Consider the following 24,722-nt stretch of genomic DNA (forward strand, 5'->3'; position numbering starts at 1 on the left):
CGCGCCGCAGCGCACACGGCCTGCGCACTGCGCAACCGCTGCAATACACAAGCATGCACAGCCGCGCCGTGCGCGGCACCCGTATGCCGCGCACACGGTTCCTGCGCTCATCCTCCGGCGCGTGCAGTCCGCCAACCGGCATCACATCACCGGTACAGATAACCGGCAGCGGATAAAACCGGCGGACAGGAGGCAACGAACATCAGACGCCTCGCCAAACAGCAGTCCTCCGGCCGGAATGTCTGTTGTTCAAAAAGATATTCCGGTAGCACTTTTTTACGCAGTCACTGCCCGCAAAGCCTGTTTTACCGCCCGCACCGGCACAACGAGGCGTCCCCTTCCCGCTTCCGCAAGTCATACCTTCAAAGAAGCATGTACCGTTCCGGCGTATTTATCTGGACAACGGGGTGTATCTGTCTGTAGTTTTCTTCTGTTTTAGCAGCTGTCCCATAACGGACAGCCAGACGAGATACGCAACCGGAGACATCATGTCCTCGAACCAGTATACCGCAGGCGCTGTTATCCTTGCCGCAGGCAAAGGAACGCGCATGTATTCCGACAAACCCAAGGTGCTGCAGCCGCTGCTGGGCGAGCCCATGCTGCGCTTTGTATACAGGGCGCTTGATCCGCTGTTTTCCAAGGCGGTGTGGACTGTTATCGGCCATGGCGCAGACATGGTACGCAAAGCTTTCTGCCATGAAGACCGCGAATTCGTGCTGCAGGAAAAACAACTCGGCACCGGCCATGCGCTGCAGTGCGCATGGGACAAGGTCACAGCTTCCGGCATTGACTATGTGCTGGTCATCAACGGCGACACGCCGCTGGTGCGCCCCGATTCAATCGTCAGGCTGCTGGACCGCACGGCAGGCTCCGGCGCTGACGTGGGCTTCATCACCCTGACGCTGGAAGACCCCGCAGCCTTCGGCAGGGTTGTACGCCGTCATGGGCACGTAGCAGCGGTCATTGAAGCCAAAGACTACGATACGGCGCAGCACGGGCCGGAACCGCGTGAAATCAACGCAGGCATTTATCTGCTCAAGGTGGCCGCAGTATCACCGCTGTTGCCTCTTCTGACCAATGCCAATGCCAGCGGAGAATACTACATTACCGATATCGTGGAACTTGCCGTCAGGCAGGGACTGCGTGTGGAAGGTGTGGAATGCGGCAACGATCCTGACCTGCTGGGAGTGAACACTCCCGCCGAACTCATGCGTTCTGAAGAGCTGCTGCGCGAAAACATTGTGACCCGTCATCTGCACAACGGAGTCCATGTACATGCTGCCGGTTCGGTACGCATCGGTCCCGATGTGGTCATAGAACCGGGGGCTGTCATTCACGGCCCGTGCGAACTGTACGGAAACACCTTTGTGGGTGCTCAGGCCGCCATTGATTCGCACTGCTGGGTAAAAGACAGCCGTCTGCACCCCGGCAGCACCCTGCGCAATTTCAGCCACGCAGAACAGGCGGAAATAGCCACAGGTGCCGTTGCCGGCCCATATGCCCGTCTGCGTCCCGGGGCCGTGCTGGAACAGGACGCCAGAATGGGCAACTTTGTTGAAATGAAAAAAGCCGTGCTCCGCAAAGGGGCAAAGGCAAGCCATCTGACCTATCTGGGTGATGCGGACATCGGCAGCGAAGCCAATATCGGCGCCGGCACCATCACCTGCAACTATGACGGCGTGAATAAACACCGCACCGTCATAGGCGAAAAAGCATTCATCGGCAGTAACACCGCGCTGGTGGCCCCCGTTTCCATCGGGAAGCAGGCCCTTGTCGGCGCGGGATCAGTGATTACTAAAGACGTAGAGGACGGTGAATTGGCCATCGCCCGCGGACGTCAGAAAAACCTGCGCAAAACGCGTCATTCTTGATTTCATGCATCAAAATGGTTACAATTCCGACATGGAGCTCTTAGACCGGCTGGAAAGCCGAATCGATTCACTACTTACTACCATTGAAGCGTTGAGCGAAGAAAACCGGCGCCTTAAGGAAGAAGTAGATTCGGGCCTTTCTGCTTTGGCTGACGAAAACAGGGAACTCAAGGAGTCGCTCGAGCAGGAGCGTACCACGCGTGAAGCCGTACTGGCGCGCATGGACAACCTGCTTGCCAAACTGAAAACCCATACCGGGGAAGAATAGAGCGCACCGTGCGCAGCTACAACTTATCCGTTCTGGGACTTGAAGTGTCCTTCAAAGCCGAAGCCGATCCGCAACGGGTCGAACAGGCGCGCCAGCTCGTTGAAGAGCGTTACAATAAACTGAAATTCCACGGGAAGCAGCTTAGCAAGGAAAAACTCCTGACTTTTCTGGTTCTGGGACTGGCAGACGATTTGCTGCAATCAAACCATCAGCACCAAGAGTTTGACAAACGGCTTGCGGCGCTGCTGGCAAAGATAGATGAGCATAACCAGCCCCCCGCGGGCGATGATGACGAGAGTTTACCCTGGAGTGTGCGTGATTGACCGGCTGTTGCTGACCTCACAAGCATAAAAAAGGATGCCGGAATGGCGGTTCTGTGTGCATGCCCGCTTGGCGGGAAGCCTGAAGTGCCGCCTCAGACGTCCACCTGGGCAACCAGGTCCTGCAATAGCAGGCACACGGCTCTCCGGGGCCTCATATACCCTTGCGTCACCCCGCCTCCGTCCGGCGTGTTCTCTTGTCTGTAGCAAAGAACCGCCGGCAGTAAAGCAACCTTTCCTGCTTGCCCGCTTCCCTTTATGGAACCGGCCGGTCAGCGTGACCGCCGTCGGGATTCATTCAACCGGGTCAACGCACCCGATGACAATAAAAGGGAGTCGAGGCATGGGCCTTATAGAAATAGTACTCCTCCTCGTCGGCATGGCAGTCGGGGCAGCCACAGGCTTCATACTGCACAAAATAGTCAGCGCCAAACGTCTGCAGGACGCCCGCGAACTGGCCGACCGCATTATCGAGGAGGCACGCAAAGAGGCACAGGCGCACAAAAAGGAAGTGCTCATCCAGGGGCAGGATGAACTCTTTAACCAGAAACGTGAACTCGAACGCGAATTTAAAGAACGCGAACACGAACTGAAAATCCGTGAACGCAGGCTGCAGGAACAGACCGAACGGCTTGAAGAAAAACTGGAAAAGCTGGCCCAGAAAGAACACGATGCTCTTTCTGTGGAAAAAGAACTGAACAGGCGCGAACGCACTCTGGGGCTTAAGGAAGAGGAACTGACCCAGAAAATTGCGGAGCAGGATAAAAAACTTCAGGAAATATCCGGTCTGACATCTGAAGAAGCCAAGGCGCGCATTTTCAGCGAAGTGGAGGCAAGAACCCGCCACGAAGCCGGAAAGATGATCCGCGTCATAGAAACAGAAGCCAAGGAGACCGCTTCGCGCAGTGCCCAGAAAATTCTGGCCACAGCTGTTCAGCGGTATGCCGGCGACTTTGTCAACGAACAGACCGTTACCGCAGTCTCGCTGCCCAGCGAAGACATGAAAGGCCGCATCATAGGCCGCGAAGGACGCAACATCCGTGCGCTGGAAGCAGCCACCGGCGTTGATCTGATCATTGACGACACTCCGGAAACGGTCATCCTTTCCGCCTACAGCCCTCTGCGCAGGCAGATTGCCAAAATGGCGCTGGAAAGGCTGATCAGCGACGGACGTATCCACCCCGCACGCATTGAAGACATTGTACGCAAGTGTGAGCAGGAGCTGGAAGTGCAGCTGCGCGAAGTGGGCGAACAGGCTACCTTTGACGTGGGTGTGCACGGCATACATCCCGAAATCATCAAACTGCTGGGGCAGCTCAAATACCGCACCAGCTTTTCGCAGAATGTGCTTCAGCACTCCATGGAAGTCGCATCACTGTGCGGCATTATGGCTGCAGAACTGGGCATGGACGAAAAACGCGCCAAGCGCGCGGGGCTGCTGCACGACATCGGCAAAGCAGTGGACCACGATGTGGAAGGTCCGCATGCCGTCATCGGAGCCGATCTGGCAAAGAAATACGGCGAATCCAAGGACATTATCCACGCCATAGCAGCCCACCACGAAGATGTGCCGCCCAAAAGCGCTCTGGCTGTGCTGGTGCAGGCCGCAGACAGCCTTTCCGGTGCACGCCCCGGTGCGCGCAAGGAATTGCTGGAAAATTACGTGAAGCGGCTTGAAGACCTTGAAGGTATAGCCAACGGCATGGAAGGGGTTTCCAAAGCCTACGCCATTCAGGCAGGCCGCGAAATCCGCGTTCTTGTCAATTCCGATGAAGTTGACGACGACACAACATACATGCTGTGCAAAGACATCTCGGAAAAAATCGAGAAAAACCTCACCTATCCCGGCCAGATCCGCGTTACCGTCATCCGGGAACGCCGCGCCGTGGGTGTGGCCAAATAGCAGCCGGAACAACCGCTCTGCATACAAAACGCCCGCATCTGCCGATGCGGGCGTTTTTACTTTTCTCCGCCGGTAATTTTGCCGGTGCCTGCCGCAGGGCTGTTCTCAGGCAGTCAGCATCCGGCGCGCCGCCTGATACGGCGGTACAATCTTACAGATCTGGCTATCCGTCTGAACGCATGCGCAAAATAATACCCCGCTCCAGCGCCAGAGCACGCAGTTCGGCAGCGGAATGTACCCCTAGCTTCTGCATCAGGTTGGAACGGTGCTTTTCCACCGTCTTCACGCTGACCACCAGCATTTCGGCGATTTCACGGTTTTTATAGCCTTCGGCCACCAGCTGAAAAATTTCCTGTTCGCGTGGTGTCAGCGTTTCCCAGCTGGACGAGACAGACTGCCCTCTGGCGTCGTTCAGGTATCCTTTGACCACAGCGTCGGAAACGCCCGGACTCAGATAAATCTTGCCGCCCAGCACAGACTCCACAGCCAGAATAAACTCGTCGTTGCTGGCATCTTTCAAGACATACCCGTCTGCTCCGGCGGCAAGCGCCGCATAAACATACTCGCCGGCACCGTGCACGGTCAGCACCAGCACCCGTACCTCGGGGTGGCGCTTTTTTATCAGACGAGTAGCCTGCACACCGTCCATACGAGGCATGGAAATATCCATCAGCACAAGATCGGGCTGGTTTCTGTCACACAGGTCAACCGCCATCTGTCCGTCACTGGCTTCTCCGGTGACTATAAGATGCGGTACAGACTGCAGCAGCGACTTCAGCCCCTCGCGCAGAAGGGTGTGGTCTTCGGCAATGATCAGTGAATATCCTTCCCCCATAATTCCGTAACCCCCTGTTCGAAGGTGGCTCCCTACCCCCCCGGCAACTTAATAACAATCACAACCCATTTATAATAATAAAAAAAATGCCGGCCATGAAAAATATACCAGTTATAACCCCTACCATAAAAATACTATTGTTTCCAACGCAAAAATACAGTCAGTCCTAATTTACGGGCCGCGCTGTCTGTGATGAAGTGCATACCATGGAGTTCTTTCCCCGGTGGTAAAGCCGGAATCAGCCACACAGGTCCGGCACACGCAATCAGTTCAGGAGGAGCTATGAACGATTCGGTAACACGTATCACGCAGGCCATGGTACTTAACGCCAAACAGTCCAAATGGGTGGCAGAGCGCATAGGCAAACCCTATCCCACCATGATGCGCGAGCTGAACCCCTACGACCAGAGCGCAAAGCTGGGCGCCGACACGCTGCTTGAAATCATGCGTGTCACAAAAAACATAAGTGCACTTGAATACATGGCCGAAGAACTCGGTTACAAACTGAGTCCCGGCGCAGAACAACACCCCATGCAGGAAGAACAGGAGCATCTTGCCGATTCTGCGTAACGGCACATCATTTTATATATTCTCTGCAACATTTTTCAAGAGTAACAGAAACGGGCCCGCAGCGGTCCGTTTCTGCTTTTTTGCGCCGCCTCTGCCGTGCGGACTTGTCAAAACAGTGTAAATACCTCAGGGTTCCGTCTCCTGCCTCCCGGCAGAAAGCAGCTTCTGGAAACACCATATGCAAGCCTCGGACAAACGACACACGCTGACTGTGACAGCAGAAAACAACGGCGACCGGCTGGACGCACTGCTCGCCCTGCTTTTTCCTGAAACAGGCATACGGGCAAGGCGCCGCCTGTGGGAACACTGCACCATCACTGTAAACGGGGTTCCCCGTGCTGCGGGGTACCGCACGCAAACCGGCGATGTTATCGACATAGTGTGCCCATGCCGGAACAAAACGCAGCACATTTCTCCGGCAGCGCAGGCAGAGGTGCTCTGCCGCACGGCAGACTACGCGGCAATATTCAAGCCAGAGGGGCTGCATTCGGCGCGTATCGCCGCTTCACCGGCTCCCAGTGTGGAAGACCAGCTGGACAGCCTGTTTGCGGGCGAAACACCGCCGGTCCTCGTCAACAGGCTGGACAGACCCACCTCCGGCATGGTGCTGGCAGCCTTCGGCAGCCATGCGGCAGAAGCCTTCCGCAAATTTGAGCAGGCAGGACAGGTGGAAAAACTCTATCTGGCCGTGGTGCTGGGCCATATGAAAGCTCCTGTGGCCTGCCGCAACGAACTGAATATGCAAAACAGACAGGTAACCACGGTTCTGCCGCACGAAGCGCAGGACCCGCTGCGGCATACCACAGTTCTGCCGCTGCGCGCACTGCCCGCAGAATCCATGGACGGCCAGAAGACAACGCTGGTACTGGCCGCCATCCACCGCGGAGCCCGTCACCAGATACGCGCCCATCTGGCTCATGCCGGACACCCCATCGCCGGAGACTGCGTATACGGCAGCAATCCGGCGGACGGGACACTGTACCTGCATCATTTCAAGATAGATATGCCCGGCTTCAGCTGCACATGCCCGCCGCGCTGGCCCCTGTGGCCGCAATGGGCTGCGGGCACTGCCTGTGCCACCGGCCGCAAAATCTGAAGCACGCTCAGAATACATACAAAAAATCCGGCACCGATGGTGCCGGAGCCGGAAAAAATCTGTCCCGCCGCTGCGGAACCTATGCTGATGCGTCGCGGTCTTCTCTTTCGGCTGCCACACGGGCAAGCCGCCTGACCTGTCTGCATATGCCCATCAGCATATCAAATTCATGTCTGCGCAGCGAAGCTTTCTGCATAAAACGCCGCACGGGCAGCATGAAATAGTCCGGATTATCCTCGCGCAGATAGTCAATGTCCAGCAGAGTATCCTGCAATGCCGCGAACAGGATTTCCTGCTCTTCATGCGTGACAACCCGCGAAAGTGCCCCCGCCGATTTGTGAAAAGGCCTGGCATCAGACAGCTTGAAACATTCATACAGCAGAATGAGCACAGCCTGCGCAAGGTTAAGGGAGCTTGCCTCGCTGGTAGGAATGGTCACAAGGCGCGAACAGACTTCCGTCTCCTCGTTGGTCAGGCCTCTGTCTTCACGTCCGAAAACAATGGCCACCCTGCCGCCTGCGGCCACTTCCTGCTGCACCACGGGTGCGGCTGTTTCAGGCGACAATATCTGACGCCGCCATCCGCCTGTTCTGGCAGTGGTGCCCAGAACCAGCGTATATGGTGCCAGCGCCGCGGCCAGCGTATCTTCGTGCCGCACAGATTCCAGCACCGGCACCCCCTTGGGCGTTGCCAGCGGAACAGATTTTTCGGGGTTCCACCTTTCGGGGGCCACCACCACCAGTTCGTTTACGCCCATATTGGCGCAGGCGCGGGCCACCATACCTATATTTTCAGGAAACCGGGGCTCCACAAGCACCACGGCGACATTTTCAAGCATCATGCGCTATCCTCCGGCAAAAATAAAAAGGCGCGGGCCGCACTGCCGCCCGCGCCGTACTCATATGCGTTTCACAACCGGGACGCAACGTGCCTGCCGGCAAAGCGGCGCATCAGCCCCACAGGCGCGGTATGGTCATGCTCACCATCCACACCCCCAGACCGAATTTGAGCGAAAGCCCCAGAAACCGGCCGATGAATGTCCCCATGGCTGCCCGGCGTGCTTCGTCGCCCGAACGTCCCAGCCCCAGTTCCATGACCAGACATCCCAGATAGGCGCCTCCCAGCGCACCCAGCAGCGCACCCAGCCCCAGAAAGAACGGGGCACCCAGTATCGCACCGGCAATACCGCCGATAAATCCGCCCAGCGTTCCCCTGCCTGTGCCGCCGTAACGTCTGGCGCCCAGCATCTGCACGCCGAATTCCAGAATTTCACCGGCCAGTGCAAGTCCGCCGATAATGATAAAGAACGTCAGATCCATGGCGGCAGCATCGGGATGCAGCCATTTCCACAGCCCGGCAATGCCCAGCACAACCCAGTTGGCAGGCAGGCCGAAAATATGCAGTCCCAGCGCAAGCACCATCACAATGATGGTCAGCACAGCCAAAGCTGTTTCCACTCTTACTCCTTGCCGCGTCTGTCTATCACGCGCACGGCTTTTCCTTCACTTTTGGGCAGCGAACCTGTCTGCACCAGATCCACGCGCGGTGTCACCAGAATCTCGTCACGCAGCTGGCGTACAATGGCTTTTTGCAATCCTGTAAGCACGCGCATGTCTTCTACAAAATACCCGTCGCGGATTTCCACCTTCACCGTCAGCTGGTCGATGAAATCTTCACTGACCAGCTCGATGACGTAGTTTTCGCCCACTTCGGGGAAGCCCATGAGCACCTGTTCTATCTGCATGGGGTAAATGTTCACCCCTTTGATAATCATCATGTCGTCCGCACGGCCCAGAATACGGTCAATACGGCGGTGCAAACGTCCGCAGGCGCATTCGCCCGGCAGAAAACGGGTCAGGTCGCGGGTGCGGTACCGTAAAATGGGCATACCCTGACGACACAGCGTGGTCATGACCAGTTCGCCCACTTCGCCGTCGGCTACGGGTTCCAGAGTGTCCGGGTTGACTATTTCGGGGATGAAAGCGTCTTCCCACACATGCATGCCGGTCTGATGTGTGCACTCAAAGGCCACTCCCGGTCCGTTCATTTCTGACAGACCGTAAGAATTGTAGGCTTTAAGCCCCAGCATCTGCTCGATACGCTGGCGTATTTCCTCGGTATGCGGCTCGGCCCCTATCAGTGCAACACGGCAGGGCAGCTCGGCGCCGCTCAGGCCTTCTTCTTCCAGCGCGGCGCCCAGATACAGCGCATACGAAGGAATGATATGCAATACAGTTGTCTGAAAATCGCGGATGAATTTAATCTGCCGTTTTGTATTGCCCGGCCCCGCGGGAATGGTGTGGCATCCCAGACGCTCCGCACCGTAGTGGATGCCCAGCCCGCCGGTGAACAACCCGTACCCCGATGTATTCTGAAATACATCATCGGGACGCACACCGACCATATACATACTGCGGGCAACCAGATCGGCCCAGGAATTCAGGTCATTCTGCGTATGGTGCACCACGGTGGGGGCCCCTGTGGTGCCGCTGGAAGCATGCAGCCGGACAAGCTGCTCGCGGGGAACAGCCACCAGCCCTGCCGGATACTGTTCACGCAGGTCGTTTTTCGTGGTGGGCGGAACAGACCGCAGATCGTCCAGCGAGCGGATATCTGCGGGGGCTATGCCTGCCTCTTTAAGACGTGCGGCATAAAAAGGCGAACCTGAGGCTTGCTGCACGGTGTTGCGCAGCCGTACAAGCTGCACCCGCTCAATCTCTTCGCGGCTCCATGTTTCGGCTCTGTCGAAAAACTCCATGCGATATTCTCCTGTGCGCCAGCGGGCGCGTGGCTATACGGTAACTGCCGTTACAGGCTGGGAATTGCGCGATTTTACGGCCAGTAACGAAAATGTCAAACATTACCGCAGCCGCATACGTTGCGCGACACAGACATCAGTTGCTCTGCGCGCCCCTACGACAACCCGAGGCCGTGCAGCATGCCGAAGCATCCGGCAAGCATCATATCACCCGCCGGCGCGATGAACTGTCCCTGCCCCTCCAGCATGGCGCGCCGCGGCCCCAGCACAAATGTGGGGCGAAAGCTTTCCGCCTCTTCCGGAATGGTGTTGAACATGCACCCGTGGCCGCCGCAGGCGCGCACCTGTTCGTCGGGCAGCCACGCCCGCCGGAACTCCGTCAGGTCGTGCAGCAGGGCAGCCGTATCCAGCATGCCGGTATGATGCTCATACACGCCGTACACCCGTTCACGGTACACCAGAAAAGCAACCACATGGCTGTTGCCCACGTTGACAACCGTAATACCGTGCCGGTGACTGCGCTGTGCGACCTCCGGCATGGACAAAGCCCCCAGCACGGCGGCGGCGCCGGAATCGCACACAGGTCCGCCGCCTATGGCTTTCTGCAACACCGCAAGACGCGTAAGCTCCGGCGGCACATCATGAAATATCAATGAGGCCGGGTCGCCGTCATGTTCGCGCAAAAAACGCCGCCATAACGTGAACCGCCCTTCCCTGTTGGAGCTATCGGGAAAAAAACCATGGTCCTGAGCGGCAGCCACCACGGTATCGGGCATTTCAAGCCCCGCCATTCCCAGAAAAGCCTGCCAGAACGCCGCGTCATAATCGGACAGATGCACCGGCACATATCCGCCGGGGCATGATCCGGAAATTTCCACACCCAGCATCTGCACCCGCGCGGGGTTGTCATGTATGGCGGCTGCCGCTTCAGGATGCGCGCACACCGCAAGACCGGCCGCAAGGTGCTTTTTGACAGCGCCGAAAAAACCACCGCCCATGTTGCTGCCATGCAGATATACCGCACTGCCGGCCGCGGTAAGCGCCGCAAGCCTGCGCGCGACCATACGCGCAGGTGCGGGCAGCACAAATTTCGGTCTGTTTTCCGGCTCGATGCCCGGAATGTGGTAGAGCACGTCCTGCGTTCCGCTGCCTATATCAAGACACAGCACTGTGGGGCTTCTCATTTGTCTTTCTCCTTGGGGGGGGGTCGCATACAACAGCACGGCACAACCGCCGCAGCGAGGCATCCTAGCCGTTCGGTCCGCGCAGCGCAACGGCTCCTGCGGCCCCGCCCTGCCGGGCACCATGGTGTAAAGCCTGTATGCCCGCGGGCACCTGCCGCCATCGCAGATAAACTTTTTTCTTTTTTTCCGCAAAAAGCACTTGCAAGTAACCGCAGTTCCGGCTACATACTGCCTCCGCGCCGACACATAAAAGGTCGCGCATTTACGGAGCCGAGGTGGTGGAACTGGTAGACACGCTATCTTGAGGGGGTAGTGGATTACGTCCGTGCGGGTTCGAGTCCCGCCCTCGGCACCATGAAAAAAGCTTCATCCTGATACGGATGAAGCTTTTTTGCTTATGCGCGCTGCCTGCGCGTATATGCAGCCGATATTCTTAATCACGCTCCGGCCGTTGCTTGCGGCATGACCATCTGATATTCTGAAAGGCCGAATGGTTATAGCAGCCTGCAACCTTTAACGGTACAAGGCGTCATGGCACGCAGTCAGAGCATTGCTTCACGTATCCGTTTTTTTTCCTTTCTGCTTGTAACGCTGCCTCTTTGCGTGTCTCTGCTCACGTTTGCTGTTGTCAGCCGCATTCTGGTTGTGGGCGGTACGCACCATGACATGGTGGTGGAGCTGCAGCACCACAAACTGACCACCGAAAGATGGCTTAACGAGCAACTGCAAAGCATCACATTTTTTGCCCATACCGGCATCAGCGACCTGCACGATACAGCCGCGCTGCAACAGGCTTTGCGCGTTTTTCTTAATTACCACACATCGTTCAGTCAGGTTTTTTACGCCTCTCCCGATGGCTCTCTGCTGACAGGGCCGGAACTGCCCGTGCCGATCAATGTAGGTGACCGCGGCTACTTCCAAAAAGCCCGTCAGGGCCTGCCCGTGGTTTCTCCGGTGCTGATAAGCCGCTTTTCGCACAACCCGTCGCTTATTTTCTGCGCGCCGCTGCCTTTTGCCGACGGCCGCTTTGCAGGAGCTGTCATCGGCGTGACAGACCTGCGCACCCTTGACGAGGCCCTGCTGCGCCTGCACCGCCGCCAGAACGATCAAAGCTTTCTGGCCACTGCCGACGGATACCTGCTGACCAGCAGACTGCAGGAAAACACCATCATCCTGCCGCGCTATAATCCGGAAGGCATTCCCGTCACGCGAACCGTACTGCCGCCCGAAGATTCGCTGAGCACACCGCATTTTTACCGCAACACTCAGGGCGTGTATGTGCTGGGCGTCAGACTGGCTTTCAAATCCGGCCAATGGCTGCTGGTGCAGGAAAGACCAGTGCGTGCCATGCTGGGCGGATACAGCTGGATAATTGCCATGACCATGGCGGGCGCTCTGGCCACCGCAGCCCTGCTCATCCCGTTTCTGCTCAAAGCGGGCAGACGCATAACCGGCCCCATAGAAGAGATATCAACCATGTCGGAAGAGCTGACCCACGGGCACTACGACAAGGAATGTCCCTATCTGCACACCGCCGATATGCCGCCTGAAATACGCAGACTGTACGACAACTTCTGCTTTATGGCGGAACGCGTTTCACAGCAGATGCGCGATCTGGAGCATCTTTCTTTCTGCGACACGCTGACCGGCCTGCACAACAGGCGGCATCTGGCGCACGAAGGAACCAGAACCATCACAGCCTGCACCGAAGCCGACCTGCCGTGCAGCTGTCTGATGCTCGACATTGATTTTTTTAAACAGGTCAACGATGCGTGGGGGCACGATGCGGGAGACATGGTGCTGCAGTCCGTGGCACGGACCATCTCGAACGCGGTACGCAGCAAAGACATGACCATCCGCATGGGCGGCGAAGAGTTCGCCGTCATTGCCCCTGCCACCGACACGGCATCGGCCTTTTCACTGGCGGAACGTATCCGCAGAAATATTGAATCGACCCCCGTTCAGGCTGCCGACGATGAAATACGCATAACCATCAGCATCGGTGTGGCCGATATGGGCGGGGCACCCATCTTCGGTACCACGCAGCTGGACGACCTGCTGGCAAAAGCCGACAGGGCCTTGTATCAGGCAAAGAAAAAAGGCAGAAACAGAACAGAAATCTGGTCTGAAAAACTCATTGCTGCCGCTCCGGACGGCTGACGCCGCAGCAACCCTTGACAGCGGGCAGCCGATTGGCTAATAAAAATCAATACTATTTAAGGAGAGTCTCATGGAAGATAAAGTTCTGAAAGCAATGCAGGAAGCCGGCAAGCCTGTTCGTCCCGGTGAAGTTGCCGAAAAGCTGGGTGTTGACAGCAAGGAAGTTTCCAAGGCCATAAAAAACCTGAAAGATTCCGGAAAAATCCATTCCCCGAAACGATGCTACTACGCACCCGTGCAATAAGCCGCGCGGGCGGATCACAGGATAAAAGGCGGGCAATGACCCGCCTTTTGTCATATCAGTTCTACCTATAACAATTAGAAGCATGCATCGATTTTTTGCATGCGACACAGTGCGGAGTGTTTTCTATACTCCGCCCATGGACACACTGCACACTCCGCGCGCCAAAGGCAGCCCTTCCACTGCTGCACTCTTTGCGCCTGCGCAGCGCTCTTTCAACATCCGGACGGTCTACTCCGCAGGGTCGGGCAAAGAAAACGAAGACAGGCTGATCGCGGCGGGCAACTGCTTTGCCGTGGTGGACGGGGCTTCCAGTCTGGACGGCTCTCTGTACGACGGTCACACCGGTGCATGGAATGCGGCCTGCTGCGTCAGCGCTGCACTGGAACGCGGCTTTGCTCTGCAGGACGAACCGTCTCTCACCGGCATCATGCAGCGGGCCAATGCATATCTGGCGCGTCAGATGGCATCATACGGTATAGATACTTCAGCACCGCAAGACAGGCTGCGGTTGTGGTCGGCCAGTGCGGCAGCTCTGCGTCTGACAGAAAACAGCGCACAATGGGCGCAAATAGGCGACTGCCGCGTCATGTTCATAGACACCTCAGGCCGCTGGCACATGCCCGCGCGCAACTACGACCATGACAGGCTGACCATGATACGCTGGAAACAGTTAAGCCGTGCGGGCGTCCGTGATATCCGCGCTGCGCTGCACGACCAGATTGTATCGGTACGCCGCAGCATGAACCGCACCTTCGGCGTTCTGAACGGTGAGCCGGAAATGAGCAGGTTTCTGCAGTACGGAGAAATGTCGCTGGACGGCATAGCCCATATTCTGCTGTTCACCGACGGACTTTCGCTGCCCGAAGCCGCACCGGAGTACGGAACATCGTTCGGCGATCTGGCCCGCGCCTACCTGACCAGAGGCCTTGAGGGACTGCACCGGCATATACACGCGCTGCAGAGTCAGGACCCCGACTGCCGCATGTTTCCGCGCTTCAAATGCCATGACGACGTGGCCGCCGTGGCGCTGACCATGCAGCAGGCCGGTACCTAGCCATGGTCCGGAGCACCGGCCGGCATGTCATTTTCATGCTGTGCATACCGGCCTGAGCACCGGAGACAGGGCTTTGATCCTGTGGCGGCAAGCGCTGCCCGCGCATATCCCCACGCAGTCAGGCAACCGCCTGTACCCGTTCTTTTTTAGCCACCCGCCGCAGCTCCGCCTGCACCTGCTGTCATTCTGCATTCCGGCAAGACGCAAACCACACCACGACACACGGCATGCAGGACAACCAACTGCAATTCTACTGTATTTCTGACACGTACACAGCACACCGGACTGCATCACACCGTGCATGGCTGCGGTTATTCTTGACAGCTTAGCGCACCCCGTCCATTGTCATAAAATAGAAAAAGTTTTTTTCTTGTTCATCTCTGACGCCGGAGGGCATAATGCAACACGGTGAATTCTGTCGGACAGTAACCATGGACAGGCGTAAATTCATACAGCTGGCAGCTGCCGGAACAGGTCTGCTTGCCGGTGCGGCTGTTCTGGGGCTTCCCCTTCACGCCCGTGCGGCCGAAGCGTATCCTCTTCCGCCGCTGCCGTATGCAGAAAACGCGCTGGAACCGTACATCTCGGCACGCACCATCAGCTTTCATTACGGCAAACACACCAAAGCCTACTATGACAAAACAAACACGCTTGCAGCCGGTATGTCAGGCATGGCACTGCACGAAGTGTTTCTGAAGGCTGCAGGCAAACCGGACAGTGCTGCGCTGTTCAACAACGCCGCACAGGCATGGAACCACACGTTTTACTGGAACGGCATGAAGCCCTCGGGCGGTGGCGCCCCCGGAAAACTCATGATGGAACACCTGCAGGCATCCTTCGGCGGGTACGAACAATTCCGTGAAGCCTTTTCCGCCGCGGCCAAAGGACAGTTCGGCAGCGGCTGGGCGTGGCTTGTGCGCAACAGCGACGGAGCAATGGAAGTGGTGAAAACCGCCAATGCCGAAAATCCCATGGTGCAGGGCAAAACACCGGTGCTGGTCTGTGATGTCTGGGAGCACGCCTATTATCTGGACTATCAGAACCGGCGTGCGGATTACGTTTCCGCGTTTCTTGACCATCTGGTCGACTGGGACGCGGCGGAAAAGCACCTGACCTGAACCATGCCGCAGCAGCATGACAGCCAGACACAATAACCGGACAGACAAACGGACCGGAGCACTGAGCCAGGACAACTGAACCGGAAACAGAGGCCGGTGCAAACGCAGCGCAGCGCTTCAGTCTCGAATTGACAGAGTGATGCAATGCGGGCGGGCAGTTACAAAACTGTCCGCCTGTATGTACCGGCACCGGCTGCACGGGGCACACCGCCGTACAGGCCGGAAACAGCACTGCCGACAAAGCACTGCGGGCACATCACTGCGGGCACAGCACTGCCGGACGCAGCACAGGCTGAAATCCCTTGCGCCCCCCGAACAGAGCTTCAGCCGTCAGCAGCAATCAGAAACAATGCGACGGTAAACCGCATCAACACGGCCGAAAACAGCTTCCCATGAATACCCGTCAAGCAGGGCATCCACAGCCGGACTGACACCTCCGGCAACAGGGGCGTGCATGGTCTGCAGGCAATTCTTCAGGGCGGCATGCAGGTTATGCTCAAACCGGCGTTCGTCCTCCGCAAAGGGCCTGTCCACATCATGCAGACGGGGCAGGTCCACCAGCGTAACCGCCTCGGACGGCAGACCGGCAAAAACTTCCTCCACACCTTCAAGTCGCGTGGCAACCAGACGGCACCCGCAGGCCAGTGCTTCAAGCAGCACCAGAGGAAGTCCCTCAAAAAACGACGGCAGCACAAATACATGGGCTGCACGCATCAGCTCCGCCAGCCGGTTCTGAGACACATTGCCGTGCAGCACCGCCCGTTCACCCAGCCCGCGTGCCAGCGCAACGCATTCTTCGTAATCGGAACCTGTGCCGCCGCCGCAGATATCCAGCACCATATCGTGCCCGCCGCCAAGCAGCCGGGCACATGCCCGCAGCAGCCACGGAACGCCCTTTGCCCGGGAAAGTTTACCGGCGTACAGCACGCGCAACGGGCCACCGGCAGTATTGCGCTGCCACGGGCGCCCGCAGCCGAAGACCTGCCGGTCATATCCGGCAGCCACAACGCTGATGCGCCGGGAGTCAATGCCGTACAGCATTTCAATATCGCGCTTCTGCGCCTGCGAAAGGGCAAAAACACCATCGACCATGCGGCACGCTGCCAGAACGCGGCGCGCCACACGGGGCACGGAACGGAACTGCCGCAGGTCAGACCCGTGGCACGATGCAACCACGGGAATCTGCGGAAACAATCTGCGTGCCAGCGCCGTCACCACCCACAGATGATTACTGTGAATGATCTGCGGACGAAAGGCCTGCACTGCATTCCGCAGGCACTCCCCGAAACAGGCTTCGTACGCATCAAGCTGGCTGTCGTCCAGTTGTGCCCATCTGCTTGATTCATACGGCATGACGTCGCTCATGCCGGTGACGGCAAAGGGCAGATCGCGGCCGAACCGCACAAAGCTGCTGAAAGAACAAAGGCAGTGTTCTTCCTGTGCCTGCGGGGTGCCGCCGCCCAGCTGCGCGGGCACCGCAAACGCCGCGGGCACTCCCGCCACCAGTGCATTGCTGTGCCCTGCATCGCCTGCACAGCGCAGTATTGCCAAGGTGCTGACCCCGCTGCCCGTCATTTCCGGACGCTGACTGAGTACATGTAGAATACGCATCACACAGCACCTACTGCATCGCCATGCAAAACACAACGATTCCTGACAGTTCCATTTTACATACTCCGGCGTATTGAAAGCCCTGCCAAGAGGGGGTATGCTGATCGTCCTTCTTTGCCGGGCGGTCATGCCGTCCGGCTGCCATTCATCAACCGGACACTCTCATGCTTACAATTTTTTACACCATCATGCCTGTCTTTCTGCTCATCGTGCTGGGCGGCGTCATACAACGGGCAGGATGGCTGCCCCGCGACGGGGCCGCAGCGCTGAACCAGTATGTGTACAGAATAGCGCTGCCCGCGCTGCTGTTCATCGCCATCGCGCAGTCTTCGCCGGAGCGCCTGTTCGAAGGCAGCTTCATTGCGGCGCTGCTGGCCGGACTGGGTATCTGCTACCTGCTGTCATTCGCGCTGTTCCGCATATTTTTCGGGGCGCGCACTCCGCTGGCCGGATTTCAGGCGTTTACCACCACATTTGCCAATGCCGCTTTTCTGGGGCTGCCCATTCTGATGGCTCTCTTTCCGGACAATCCCGACGCGGTACTGGCCATGGGCATTTACACCCTGTTCACCATGCCTTTTGTGCTTACGGGCATAGCCATGCTTGAGCTGGGGGTGGAACGCCCCGAGGGTACCGGCAGAACCCGCATGTGGTTTTCCATAGGTGCCTCGCTGGCGCGCAATCCTATTCTTATCGGCGCTCTGGCCGGACTTGCCGTATCACTGAGCGGCACAACGCTGCCGCACTGGCTTGCTTCTGCTGCCGCAATGCTGGGAGATACCGCCTCGCCTTGTGCTCTGGTGGCTGTGGGCATGGTGCTGGCCATGCAGCTGCAGATGAGCGGCGGCCCGAAAGCCCAGCCGGTATATCAGGCGGTTTCCGGTGTCATCAAACTGGCCGTGCATCCGCTGCTGGTCTGGGTATGCATGCGGTTTTTCAACGTGCAGGGACACTGGGTGCCCATGGGGGTGCTGCTGGCAGCCATGCCCACCGGCACGCTGGCTTTTGTTCTGGCCGAGGCATACGACACTGACTGTGCCAACACGTCGGCATCGGTACTGCTGACCACGGTTTTTTCGTTTCTCAGCATCTCGGCGGCCATGGCGCTGATGAGCTGATGCACCGGCATGTCCGGATGTATTTCCCCTGTCCCGTCATACCGCAAAAGCCCGCGAACAAGTTCGCGGGCTTTTCTTAATTACAATATACAGAGCCACATACTCAGCGGTATCGTGCCACGTTAATGTCCAGACGGGTGAGAATTTTCTGCAGGGCCACACGGGACAGACCGGACATGCGGGCCGCCTCGGAAACATTGCCCCCTGCGGACGTCAGCAGATCACGCAGATACGCCGTGGTAAAATCGTCCACCACCTTTGCCTTGGCATCTTTGTAGGGCACAAAGCCTTCACCGCTGCGAAAACCGCCCGGAGACAGACCGCCGGCGACCACCGGCGGCATTGCCCCGCCGCTGCCCTGCTCCACCATGCGGATAATGTCCATATCGACCAGCCGTCCGGCACAGAACACCGTGAGCCTGCGTACAAAGTTCTGCAGTTCGCGCACGTTGCCGGGCCATGTGCGGCGGGTCATCCACTCCACGACATCCGGCGAAATTTCCTTTTCTTCCAGCCCCATCTCGGTGCATGCCTTGCGCAGCAGATAGTGCACCAGCAGCGGAATGTCTTCCACACGCTCACGCAGCGGGGGCAGCGTTACCGTAAGCACATTAAGCCGGTAATAAAGATCTTCGCGGAATGATTTATCGGCTATGCGCGCCTCAAGGTCCTGATTGGTAGAGGCCACCACACGCACATCCACAGTCTCCGACCGGCTGGCCCCCACCGGGCGTATTTCACCGTCCTGAAGACAGCGCAGCAACTTTGTCTGGATGGGCGCGGAAATATCACCTATTTCATCCAGATGCAGGGTGCCTTTGTCCGCCACGGCAAAAAGTCCCTTGTGATCCCTGTCCGCTCCGGTAAAGGCGCCCTTTACGTGACCGAAAAGCTCGCTTTCCAGAAGATTTTCAGGGATTGCCGGGCAGTTGACAGCCATAAACGGTCTGCCCGCCCGATTGCCCAGCCGGTGCACCAGACGCGCCACCAGCTCTTTGCCCGTGCCGGATTCGCCCCGCACCAGCACGGTATAATCAGACTGGGCCACAGCAGCTATGGTGCGCTTGAGCTGCTGCATGGCACGGCCCTCACCCACCAGTTCGCCCGGCTCGCCTCCGGCCGAGATGATCTGGCGCAGCCTGTTGTTCTCTTCCAGCAGCCTGCTGCGTTCCAGCCCTTTGGCCACCGCGCTGAAAAGCTGGTCCGGCTCGATGGGCTTGGTCAGAAAATCATACGCCCCTGACTGCAAAGCCTCCACGGCCGTTTCTATGGTGCCGTGCGCCGTCAGCACCACCATGCTGAGGCCGGGCTGCACCTCAAGCGCCTGCCGCAAAAGCTGCATACCGCCCATTTCCGGCATGCGCAGGTCGGTCATCATCAGGTGCACACTGCGCTCTGCCAGCACTTCCAGCGCTTCTTTGGCGCTGAAAACAGGCACCACATCAATATCGCGGAACCGGCTGGAAATAAGCCGCGCAAGACCGCTGGCAAAATCCCGCTCGTCATCCACAATCAGCAGGCACAGCCTGCCGCTGTGCACCATGGCTGCAGGTGTTGCAATTTCCGACATGCGTACTCCGCTTTTGTTCTGACCGGTACGCGCCGGCGTTACGCCGCGCCGTCCGTTTCCGGTCCGTCTTCGGCAGGCAGCAGCACAGTAAACAGCGCGCCGCCCAGTTCGGCAGAAGCTCCGGCTTCCACCGTGCCCCCGACATCGGTAATCATGCCGTACACAACCGTTAATCCCAGTCCGGTACCGGCGTTTGTCTCCTTGGTGGAGAAAAACGGGTCAAACACATGGGACATATCGTCAGGCAGAATACCCGGCCCGTTATCCGCCACCTCGATGGCAATCATGCCGCCGCTGCGCGGGGAAATGCGCACAAGCACCTCGCCGTCTGCATCGGGACAGGCATCCAGCGCGTTTATCACCAGATTGCCCAGTACCTGCTCCAGTTCGTTCAAACCTATACGCACCCGCGGCAGATCGGACGGACACTGCAAAGACAGTGTCACCCCTTTTTTCATGGCCTGCACAGAAAACACTTCCGTGACGGAACCGGCAACGGCACAGGCATCGGCCAGTCCCGACCCCGCGGCCTTGGGCCGGGCAAAATTCAGCAGATCACGCAGCACCCGCTGCGCCTGTCTGGTATGCCGCACAATGACATCAAGGTCGGCCCCCTGCTGAGGATCGCTTATGTTCTGCCGCAACAGCTCGGCATAACACAGAATGACACCCAGCGGGTTGTTGATTTCATGTGCCAGCCCCGCAGTCAGTTTGCCCACGGTGGCCATCTTTTCAGACTGGCGCACCTGCACCATCATCCTTTTTTCCATTGTGGTTTCACGCACATACACAACAACACGACCTGTTGTGCCATCCTTTGCGCGCACCGGATACATGGACAGAGAAAACGACCGGCCGCACGGCAGAGTTTCTTCGCGCAGGTCGGGAGTACCACGCTTGATGGCATCCACCATGGGGCAGTGATCCAGTTCCGCCCCGAAAAAGAGCGGCAGCAGGTTGCCGTCGGAACGCCTGCCGCCCGTAAGTTCGGCAGTCAGTTTGCGCGCGGCCTCATTCACAGTAAGCACAGCGCAGTTGGAATCCATGAGCGCCAGAGGGTCTGTTATGCCTTCCACAATGGTCTGCAGCACGTTCATCTGCCGCATCAGGCTGTCTATGGCGGTCATGTTTTCCGCCACGGTGCCCAGCTGTCTGCCCAGTGCCTGCAGCACTGCCCGGTCATGGGTGTTGGCTTCGGCATCCGTATCCCAGAAAAGGCACAGGATACCTTCAGCATTACCAACGCTTGATTCCACCGGAATGTAGGCTTTGTTACCCAGCACCACACAGGCGCCGGATGTAAGCACCCCCACGAGGTCATCCGGCAGTTCGGGCCGGCCCATGTTTTCCGGCCACGAAAAATAATTCTGAGAGGCCATGGTGCACACATAGGCAATGCGCCGCGCTCTGAACCGCCGGCATATCTGAGGCAGCGCCAGCTGCCACAGGTCGGCGCGTGACGTGCTGCTGCGCATATCAGACAGCAGGCTGACAAAAAGAGCCACATCGGCCCTGCGGGCCTCCACCTCGCGCGAAAGCGCCTGCGTGCGCTGGTCAACCATGCCGCGCAGATTCTCTGCGTACAGCTGCAGCTGGCTGCGGGCCTCGTACAGATGCTCGCCCATCTGTTCCATCCCTTCCACCAGCTCTTCTATTTCGTCACCCTGTTCCAGTTTGCGCAGCAGGGCGCTGCCCTCGGCATCGGCCACATTGCGCCGGAACACATTGGTCAGGCGCTTAAGATTGTTGACCACCAGCACCTTGAAAAGCAGGTTTGTCGTGGAAAAAAAGATAACGGCTCCGACCGTGAAAAAAACAAAATACGTCAGGATGGTACGCTGCAGGCGCCCAACGCTGCCGTCAACAGACAGCCCCACAAAGTCGACACCGGCAATGGAATCCTGTTCCTTGCCGAATCCTCTGTTGCCGTACATGCGCACAAGGTCGGCAGGGGCATCCGCCGGTTCGCCGTGGCAGTACATACAGCTTTCAACAAAGCGCACCGGCCGGGCCATCACATAGTAGCGGTCGCCGTTGATATTTTTATATCCGCGCCAGATTCCGCTTTCCGGATGGCCCCTGAAGTAATCGATGAGTTCCAGTTCTCTTTCGTTGGCTTCGTATTCGGGATTGCGTGCATCTATGGCCACACGGCGGTATATGGTGCCGTCCGGCCCGTTATTAAGACGGCTCATGACGCTGCGGGAAACAAAGGACGACGACATGGCCTGAATGACAAATGTGTCGGGCAGCTGTTCGTACATGGTGGGGCGCAGCACCTGCCGCACATAATTCTGAATGGAATCCACATGGGTGAAGATGAGCCGCGCTTTGTCGCGCACCTCTTCTTCCAGCACATTGCGCATGTGAATGTAGAACCCGCCCGCAAAAAGAACGCCCAGAGTGAGGCACGCGACGGCGAGACCGGATAAAAATTTTGCCTGAAGGCTTGTGGGTTTGTGAATATGCATTGCGTGTCCGGAGCTGCCGCCTTTTGTAATTGCCGGAAGACTTTTTTCTGACTGCGCCTCAGCCGCGAAAGAAGCCCCCCGCACAGCCATGCGGTCTGTCGGCGAAGGGGTTGATAGCCATTTCGCCGGTGCTAATCAAGCACCCGGAAAACGGAAGAGCAGCGTCTGCGGACACTGCCGGAGTTATTCTGACTGCTCTCCGGGCAGGGCGGGCTTCTTCACATTCATCATCACTTCTTCCATGTGATTTTCCGCCTCGGTGACCGCTTCAAGATCGGTGAAGTAATAGCGGGTGGGATCTATTCCGTTATCTTCCAAATACATGGTCATTCTGTGCAGAATGGGAACGGCATTGGTAAGCATGGGCAACACCACGTAGACAAAGACCAGCGCCGTACCGACGCTCAGAACAAAATTACGCAGTCTTACAGAAAGGGGTTGCTGTTGCTCAGTCATCTGACATTTCCTTGTAAAGGGGGGAGAGGTCAACCTCTCCCCCCCGCATTTCACGTAAGGATACGCTTTCCGGGCCTTAGATCTGCGCGGTGATTTCGGGGAATACCACGTAGAACATGATGTAGGCCATGGTCAGAGTCAGCATCAGGTTGAAGGACTGACCGCAGACGTACAGGATAAGAGGCTTGCCGCCCTTGAAGTAGTGGGCAAGCTCGCGGAAGTTGGTTGCCAGACCGATGGCGGCGAAGGACAGGGCAAAGAACCAACCGCGCAGCAGACGGCTGCCGCCGCGGGTGACACCCTGATCCAGCATGGAGTAGCCAAGGTCGCTGCCCATGCTGCCATCAAGAATGGAGAACAGGATGGAGGCAGCCATGAAGCCCAGAACGAACTTGGGGAAACGGTGCCAGATTTCGGCAGCGCCCACGGTCTTGCCGGCTTCGCATTCAACGCGGGTGCACCAGTACACAGCCACGCCGAAGGCGGTAACGCCGATAAGCACGTTCTGAATCATCTTGATGGTAGCGGCAACGTACAGAGCTTTTTCACCCAGGAACGCACCTGCAGCTGCCACGGCGCCGGTGGCGTCGATGGTACCGCCCATCCACGCGCCGCCGAGAATTTCAGGTATGCCCACAGCCTTGATGAAGGCAGGCATGACGATCATCATGATGGCAGTGAAGACCAGCGAAAGACCGATGGACAGGGTAAGCTCTTCCTTTTTGGCGCGGCAGGCCGCAGCCGTGGCGATAGCGGCAGAGGTGCCGCACACCGACATGTCGGCGGAGATAACCATGTTCAGGGTCTTGGAAGGAATACGCAGCACCTTCTGACCGAAGATGAAGGTGGAGATAAGTACAACAGGGGTAACAACCCACGCCACGAAGATACCGGGAATACCGATGGCGACGATCTTGTTGAACATCACTTCCGCGCCCAGCAGTACCAGACCGGTCTTGATGAAGTATTCCACTTCGCAGGCGGGCTTGACCCAGCTGGGAGTGCCGAGGGTGTTGGCGATAACCATACCCAGCAGAACGCCCCATGCTTCAGCGCCGAAGCCGTACTGCTTGGAAATGGTGTGCGCGCCCAGCGTGTAGGCCAGAACCGACACCAGAAACACGATGCCGAAGCCCTTGGCAAATGCGCCTACGCTTTTGCCCATAAAATGAATGCCGATACCGAAGAACAGAATAAAGAACACGCACAGACCGATCAGAGTCGGAATGACGTTGTAGGCTTTGTAGGAAACCTTTTTCTTGGCTTTGGCTTCCTGAGCCTTGGCAGCGCGCCAGTCGGCGATTTCAGCCTGTGCGGCTTCATTCAGACCGGCGTTCTGGAACGAAGCGGCTGCGGCTGCTTCCTGTGCTACCTTTGCTTCTGCAAAGGCGGCTGCAGTGGCGGCCTTGGCCTTTTCGTAAGCAGGCTTGCCCTTTTCATTCTTGGCCTTGGCAACTTCTTCAGACATGATGAAGGCGTCAAGGGGGTTGGTCTTCCAGGTATTGGGACGAGCTGTCCAGTGCTTCACAAACTTGCCGAAGCCGGAAGAAGAAGCCTTGAGCTTTTTCTTGCCTTCCTGAGCATCGTACCATTCAAGAGTCTTGAAAGGTGCGCGGGCAGCCTCTTCCTGCTGCACCGCATTGTACTTGGCAATCTTCTGTGCGAACTCTTCTTTGGGTCCGAAGTTGAAGTATGCAAAAATACAAACAAAAATGACAAGAAAACCAAGCCAGATCGCCCAGTAATCTTCCTTGGTCCACAAATCGGACAACCGGCTTTGGCCTGTGTCCACGACAACGTTGCTGTTCTGTTCCGCCATGAGAGCCTTATCCTCCTTAAAACTGATTGATGACTCGCCTCCGAACATCCAACAGGGCTTGCCCCGCCCGTACCCGAAAGGCGTCTCCGCCACAGTATAACAAGAAGCGTGCCAGACCCGTTGCCCTTACGGACCGGCGCACAGGGCGGCTTGCCGGGCAGTCTGCCGCATGCCGGACGCATACCTCTGTTGACAGTTGCAAACCAAAGTTACCATATCGCTTGTGCTTTGTCTCACTATTACTCTTTTTTTCTTATTTCCAAAAAAAGTTCTTGCGCTCCGCAGGCAATCCGTAT

Annotated in this window: 20 protein-coding genes, 1 tRNA gene, 1 other RNA gene and 1 pseudogene; 13 read left to right on the forward strand and 10 right to left on the reverse strand. The window is 57.7% G+C overall.

Going from position 1 to position 24,722, the window contains the following annotated elements; all coding sequences use genetic code 11:
- Window positions 1–488: 488 nt before the first annotated feature.
- From glmU to rny, 5 genes and pseudogenes are all read left to right on the forward strand, one after another.
- Window positions 489–1,871 (forward strand): bifunctional UDP-N-acetylglucosamine diphosphorylase/glucosamine-1-phosphate N-acetyltransferase GlmU, encoded by a 1,383-nt coding sequence (glmU, locus tag H586_RS0105425; RefSeq protein WP_027181527.1) that lies wholly within the window; start codon window positions 489–491, stop codon window positions 1,869–1,871.
- Window positions 1,872–1,902: 31 nt separating this feature from the next.
- Window positions 1,903–2,139, forward strand: coding sequence for a cell division protein ZapB (locus H586_RS0105430; RefSeq protein ID WP_027181528.1), 237 nt, complete (start codon window positions 1,903–1,905; stop codon window positions 2,137–2,139).
- 44 nt (window positions 2,140–2,183) lie between these two features.
- A pseudogene (gene zapA / locus H586_RS21190) lies at window positions 2,184–2,336 on the forward strand (cell division protein ZapA); the annotation flags it as partial.
- 101 nt (window positions 2,337–2,437) lie between these two features.
- Window positions 2,438–2,616: non-coding RNA, 6S RNA (gene ssrS / locus H586_RS20380), on the forward strand.
- Window positions 2,617–2,802: 186 nt separating this feature from the next.
- Window positions 2,803–4,362 carry a ribonuclease Y gene (gene rny, locus H586_RS0105440; protein WP_011367022.1) on the forward strand — a complete coding sequence of 520 codons (1,560 nt, stop codon included), beginning with the start codon at window positions 2,803–2,805 and terminating at the stop codon, window positions 4,360–4,362.
- 163 nt (window positions 4,363–4,525) lie between these two features.
- Here the strand turns inward: rny and H586_RS0105445 are convergent, their stop codons facing one another.
- Window positions 4,526–5,197, reverse strand: a complete 672-nt coding sequence (locus H586_RS0105445; RefSeq protein ID WP_027181529.1) for a response regulator — start codon at window positions 5,195–5,197, stop codon at window positions 4,526–4,528.
- Window positions 5,198–5,479: 282 nt separating this feature from the next.
- Between H586_RS0105445 and H586_RS0105450 the strand changes: the two genes are divergently transcribed.
- Both H586_RS0105450 and H586_RS18245 read left to right on the forward strand, forming a co-directional pair.
- Window positions 5,480–5,767 (forward strand): phage regulatory CII family protein, encoded by a 288-nt coding sequence (locus H586_RS0105450; protein ID WP_011367020.1) that lies wholly within the window; start codon window positions 5,480–5,482, stop codon window positions 5,765–5,767.
- Window positions 5,768–5,945: 178 nt separating this feature from the next.
- A complete protein-coding gene (locus tag H586_RS18245) occupies window positions 5,946–6,863 on the forward strand; it encodes a pseudouridine synthase family protein (RefSeq protein ID WP_051363873.1) in 918 nt (305 codons plus the stop codon).
- 79 nt (window positions 6,864–6,942) lie between these two features.
- Here H586_RS18245 and H586_RS0105465 read toward each other — a convergent pair whose 3' ends face one another.
- The 4 genes from H586_RS0105465 to H586_RS0105480 all read right to left on the reverse strand — a co-directional run bounded on the left by H586_RS0105465 (window position 6,943) and on the right by H586_RS0105480 (window position 10,805).
- The gene (locus H586_RS0105465) at window positions 6,943–7,701 is read right to left on the reverse strand and encodes an RNA methyltransferase (protein WP_027181531.1); all 759 of its coding nucleotides are present in this window, start codon (window positions 7,699–7,701) and stop codon (window positions 6,943–6,945) included.
- Window positions 7,702–7,813: 112 nt separating this feature from the next.
- Window positions 7,814–8,320, reverse strand: a complete 507-nt coding sequence (locus H586_RS0105470; RefSeq protein WP_011367017.1) for a DUF456 domain-containing protein — start codon at window positions 8,318–8,320, stop codon at window positions 7,814–7,816.
- A 2-nt stretch (window positions 8,321–8,322) separates the two neighbouring features.
- Window positions 8,323–9,621 carry a phenylacetate--CoA ligase family protein gene (locus H586_RS0105475; protein ID WP_027181532.1) on the reverse strand — a complete coding sequence of 433 codons (1,299 nt, stop codon included), beginning with the start codon at window positions 9,619–9,621 and terminating at the stop codon, window positions 8,323–8,325.
- 155 nt (window positions 9,622–9,776) lie between these two features.
- Complete coding sequence (locus H586_RS0105480) at window positions 9,777–10,805, reverse strand: DUF1786 domain-containing protein (RefSeq protein WP_027181533.1); 1,029 nt, start codon at window positions 10,803–10,805, stop codon at window positions 9,777–9,779.
- 269 nt (window positions 10,806–11,074) lie between these two features.
- Here H586_RS0105480 and H586_RS0105490 point away from each other — a divergent pair.
- The 5 genes from H586_RS0105490 to H586_RS0105510 all read left to right on the forward strand — a co-directional run bounded on the left by H586_RS0105490 (window position 11,075) and on the right by H586_RS0105510 (window position 15,381).
- Window positions 11,075–11,160, forward strand: a tRNA-Leu gene (locus H586_RS0105490).
- A gap of 176 nt (window positions 11,161–11,336) precedes the next feature.
- Window positions 11,337–12,965: a sensor domain-containing diguanylate cyclase gene (locus H586_RS18250; RefSeq protein WP_051363874.1), complete on the forward strand. Its 1,629-nt coding sequence runs from the start codon at window positions 11,337–11,339 to the stop codon at window positions 12,963–12,965.
- 70 nt (window positions 12,966–13,035) lie between these two features.
- Entirely contained in the window at window positions 13,036–13,209 is a 174-nt protein-coding gene (locus H586_RS0105500) for a helix-turn-helix domain-containing protein (protein ID WP_011366933.1), read from the forward strand.
- Between the two features lie 82 nt (window positions 13,210–13,291).
- Window positions 13,292–14,263, forward strand: coding sequence for a protein phosphatase 2C domain-containing protein (locus H586_RS0105505; RefSeq protein WP_081701772.1), 972 nt, complete (start codon window positions 13,292–13,294; stop codon window positions 14,261–14,263).
- A gap of 398 nt (window positions 14,264–14,661) precedes the next feature.
- On the forward strand, window positions 14,662–15,381 hold the full coding sequence (locus tag H586_RS0105510) for a superoxide dismutase (protein ID WP_081701773.1): 720 nt from the start codon (window positions 14,662–14,664) through the stop codon (window positions 15,379–15,381).
- Window positions 15,382–15,711: 330 nt separating this feature from the next.
- Here H586_RS0105510 and H586_RS0105520 read toward each other — a convergent pair whose 3' ends face one another.
- Window positions 15,712–16,992 carry a glycosyltransferase family 4 protein gene (locus tag H586_RS0105520; RefSeq protein WP_027181536.1) on the reverse strand — a complete coding sequence of 427 codons (1,281 nt, stop codon included), beginning with the start codon at window positions 16,990–16,992 and terminating at the stop codon, window positions 15,712–15,714.
- 164 nt (window positions 16,993–17,156) lie between these two features.
- Here H586_RS0105520 and H586_RS0105525 point away from each other — a divergent pair, with 164 nt between their 5' ends.
- On the forward strand, window positions 17,157–18,110 hold the full coding sequence (locus H586_RS0105525; RefSeq protein WP_011366929.1) for an AEC family transporter: 954 nt from the start codon (window positions 17,157–17,159) through the stop codon (window positions 18,108–18,110).
- Window positions 18,111–18,213: 103 nt separating this feature from the next.
- Here H586_RS0105525 and H586_RS0105530 read toward each other — a convergent pair whose 3' ends face one another.
- The 4 genes from H586_RS0105530 to H586_RS0105545 form a co-directional block, all read right to left on the reverse strand.
- Window positions 18,214–19,680: a sigma-54-dependent transcriptional regulator gene (locus tag H586_RS0105530; RefSeq protein WP_011366928.1), complete on the reverse strand. Its 1,467-nt coding sequence runs from the start codon at window positions 19,678–19,680 to the stop codon at window positions 18,214–18,216.
- Between the two features lie 38 nt (window positions 19,681–19,718).
- Window positions 19,719–22,151, reverse strand: coding sequence for a c-type heme family protein (locus H586_RS0105535; protein WP_011366927.1), 2,433 nt, complete (start codon window positions 22,149–22,151; stop codon window positions 19,719–19,721).
- Window positions 22,152–22,334: 183 nt separating this feature from the next.
- Window positions 22,335–22,607 (reverse strand): hypothetical protein, encoded by a 273-nt coding sequence (locus H586_RS0105540; protein ID WP_011366926.1) that lies wholly within the window; start codon window positions 22,605–22,607, stop codon window positions 22,335–22,337.
- A gap of 76 nt (window positions 22,608–22,683) precedes the next feature.
- Window positions 22,684–24,426 (reverse strand): YeiH family protein, encoded by a 1,743-nt coding sequence (locus H586_RS0105545; RefSeq protein WP_011366925.1) that lies wholly within the window; start codon window positions 24,424–24,426, stop codon window positions 22,684–22,686.
- Between the last annotated feature and the right edge of the window lie 296 nt (window positions 24,427–24,722).

It is taken from the genome of Oleidesulfovibrio alaskensis DSM 16109, from assembly GCF_000482745.1.
Lineage (GTDB): Bacteria > Desulfobacterota > Desulfovibrionia > Desulfovibrionales > Desulfovibrionaceae > Oleidesulfovibrio > Oleidesulfovibrio alaskensis.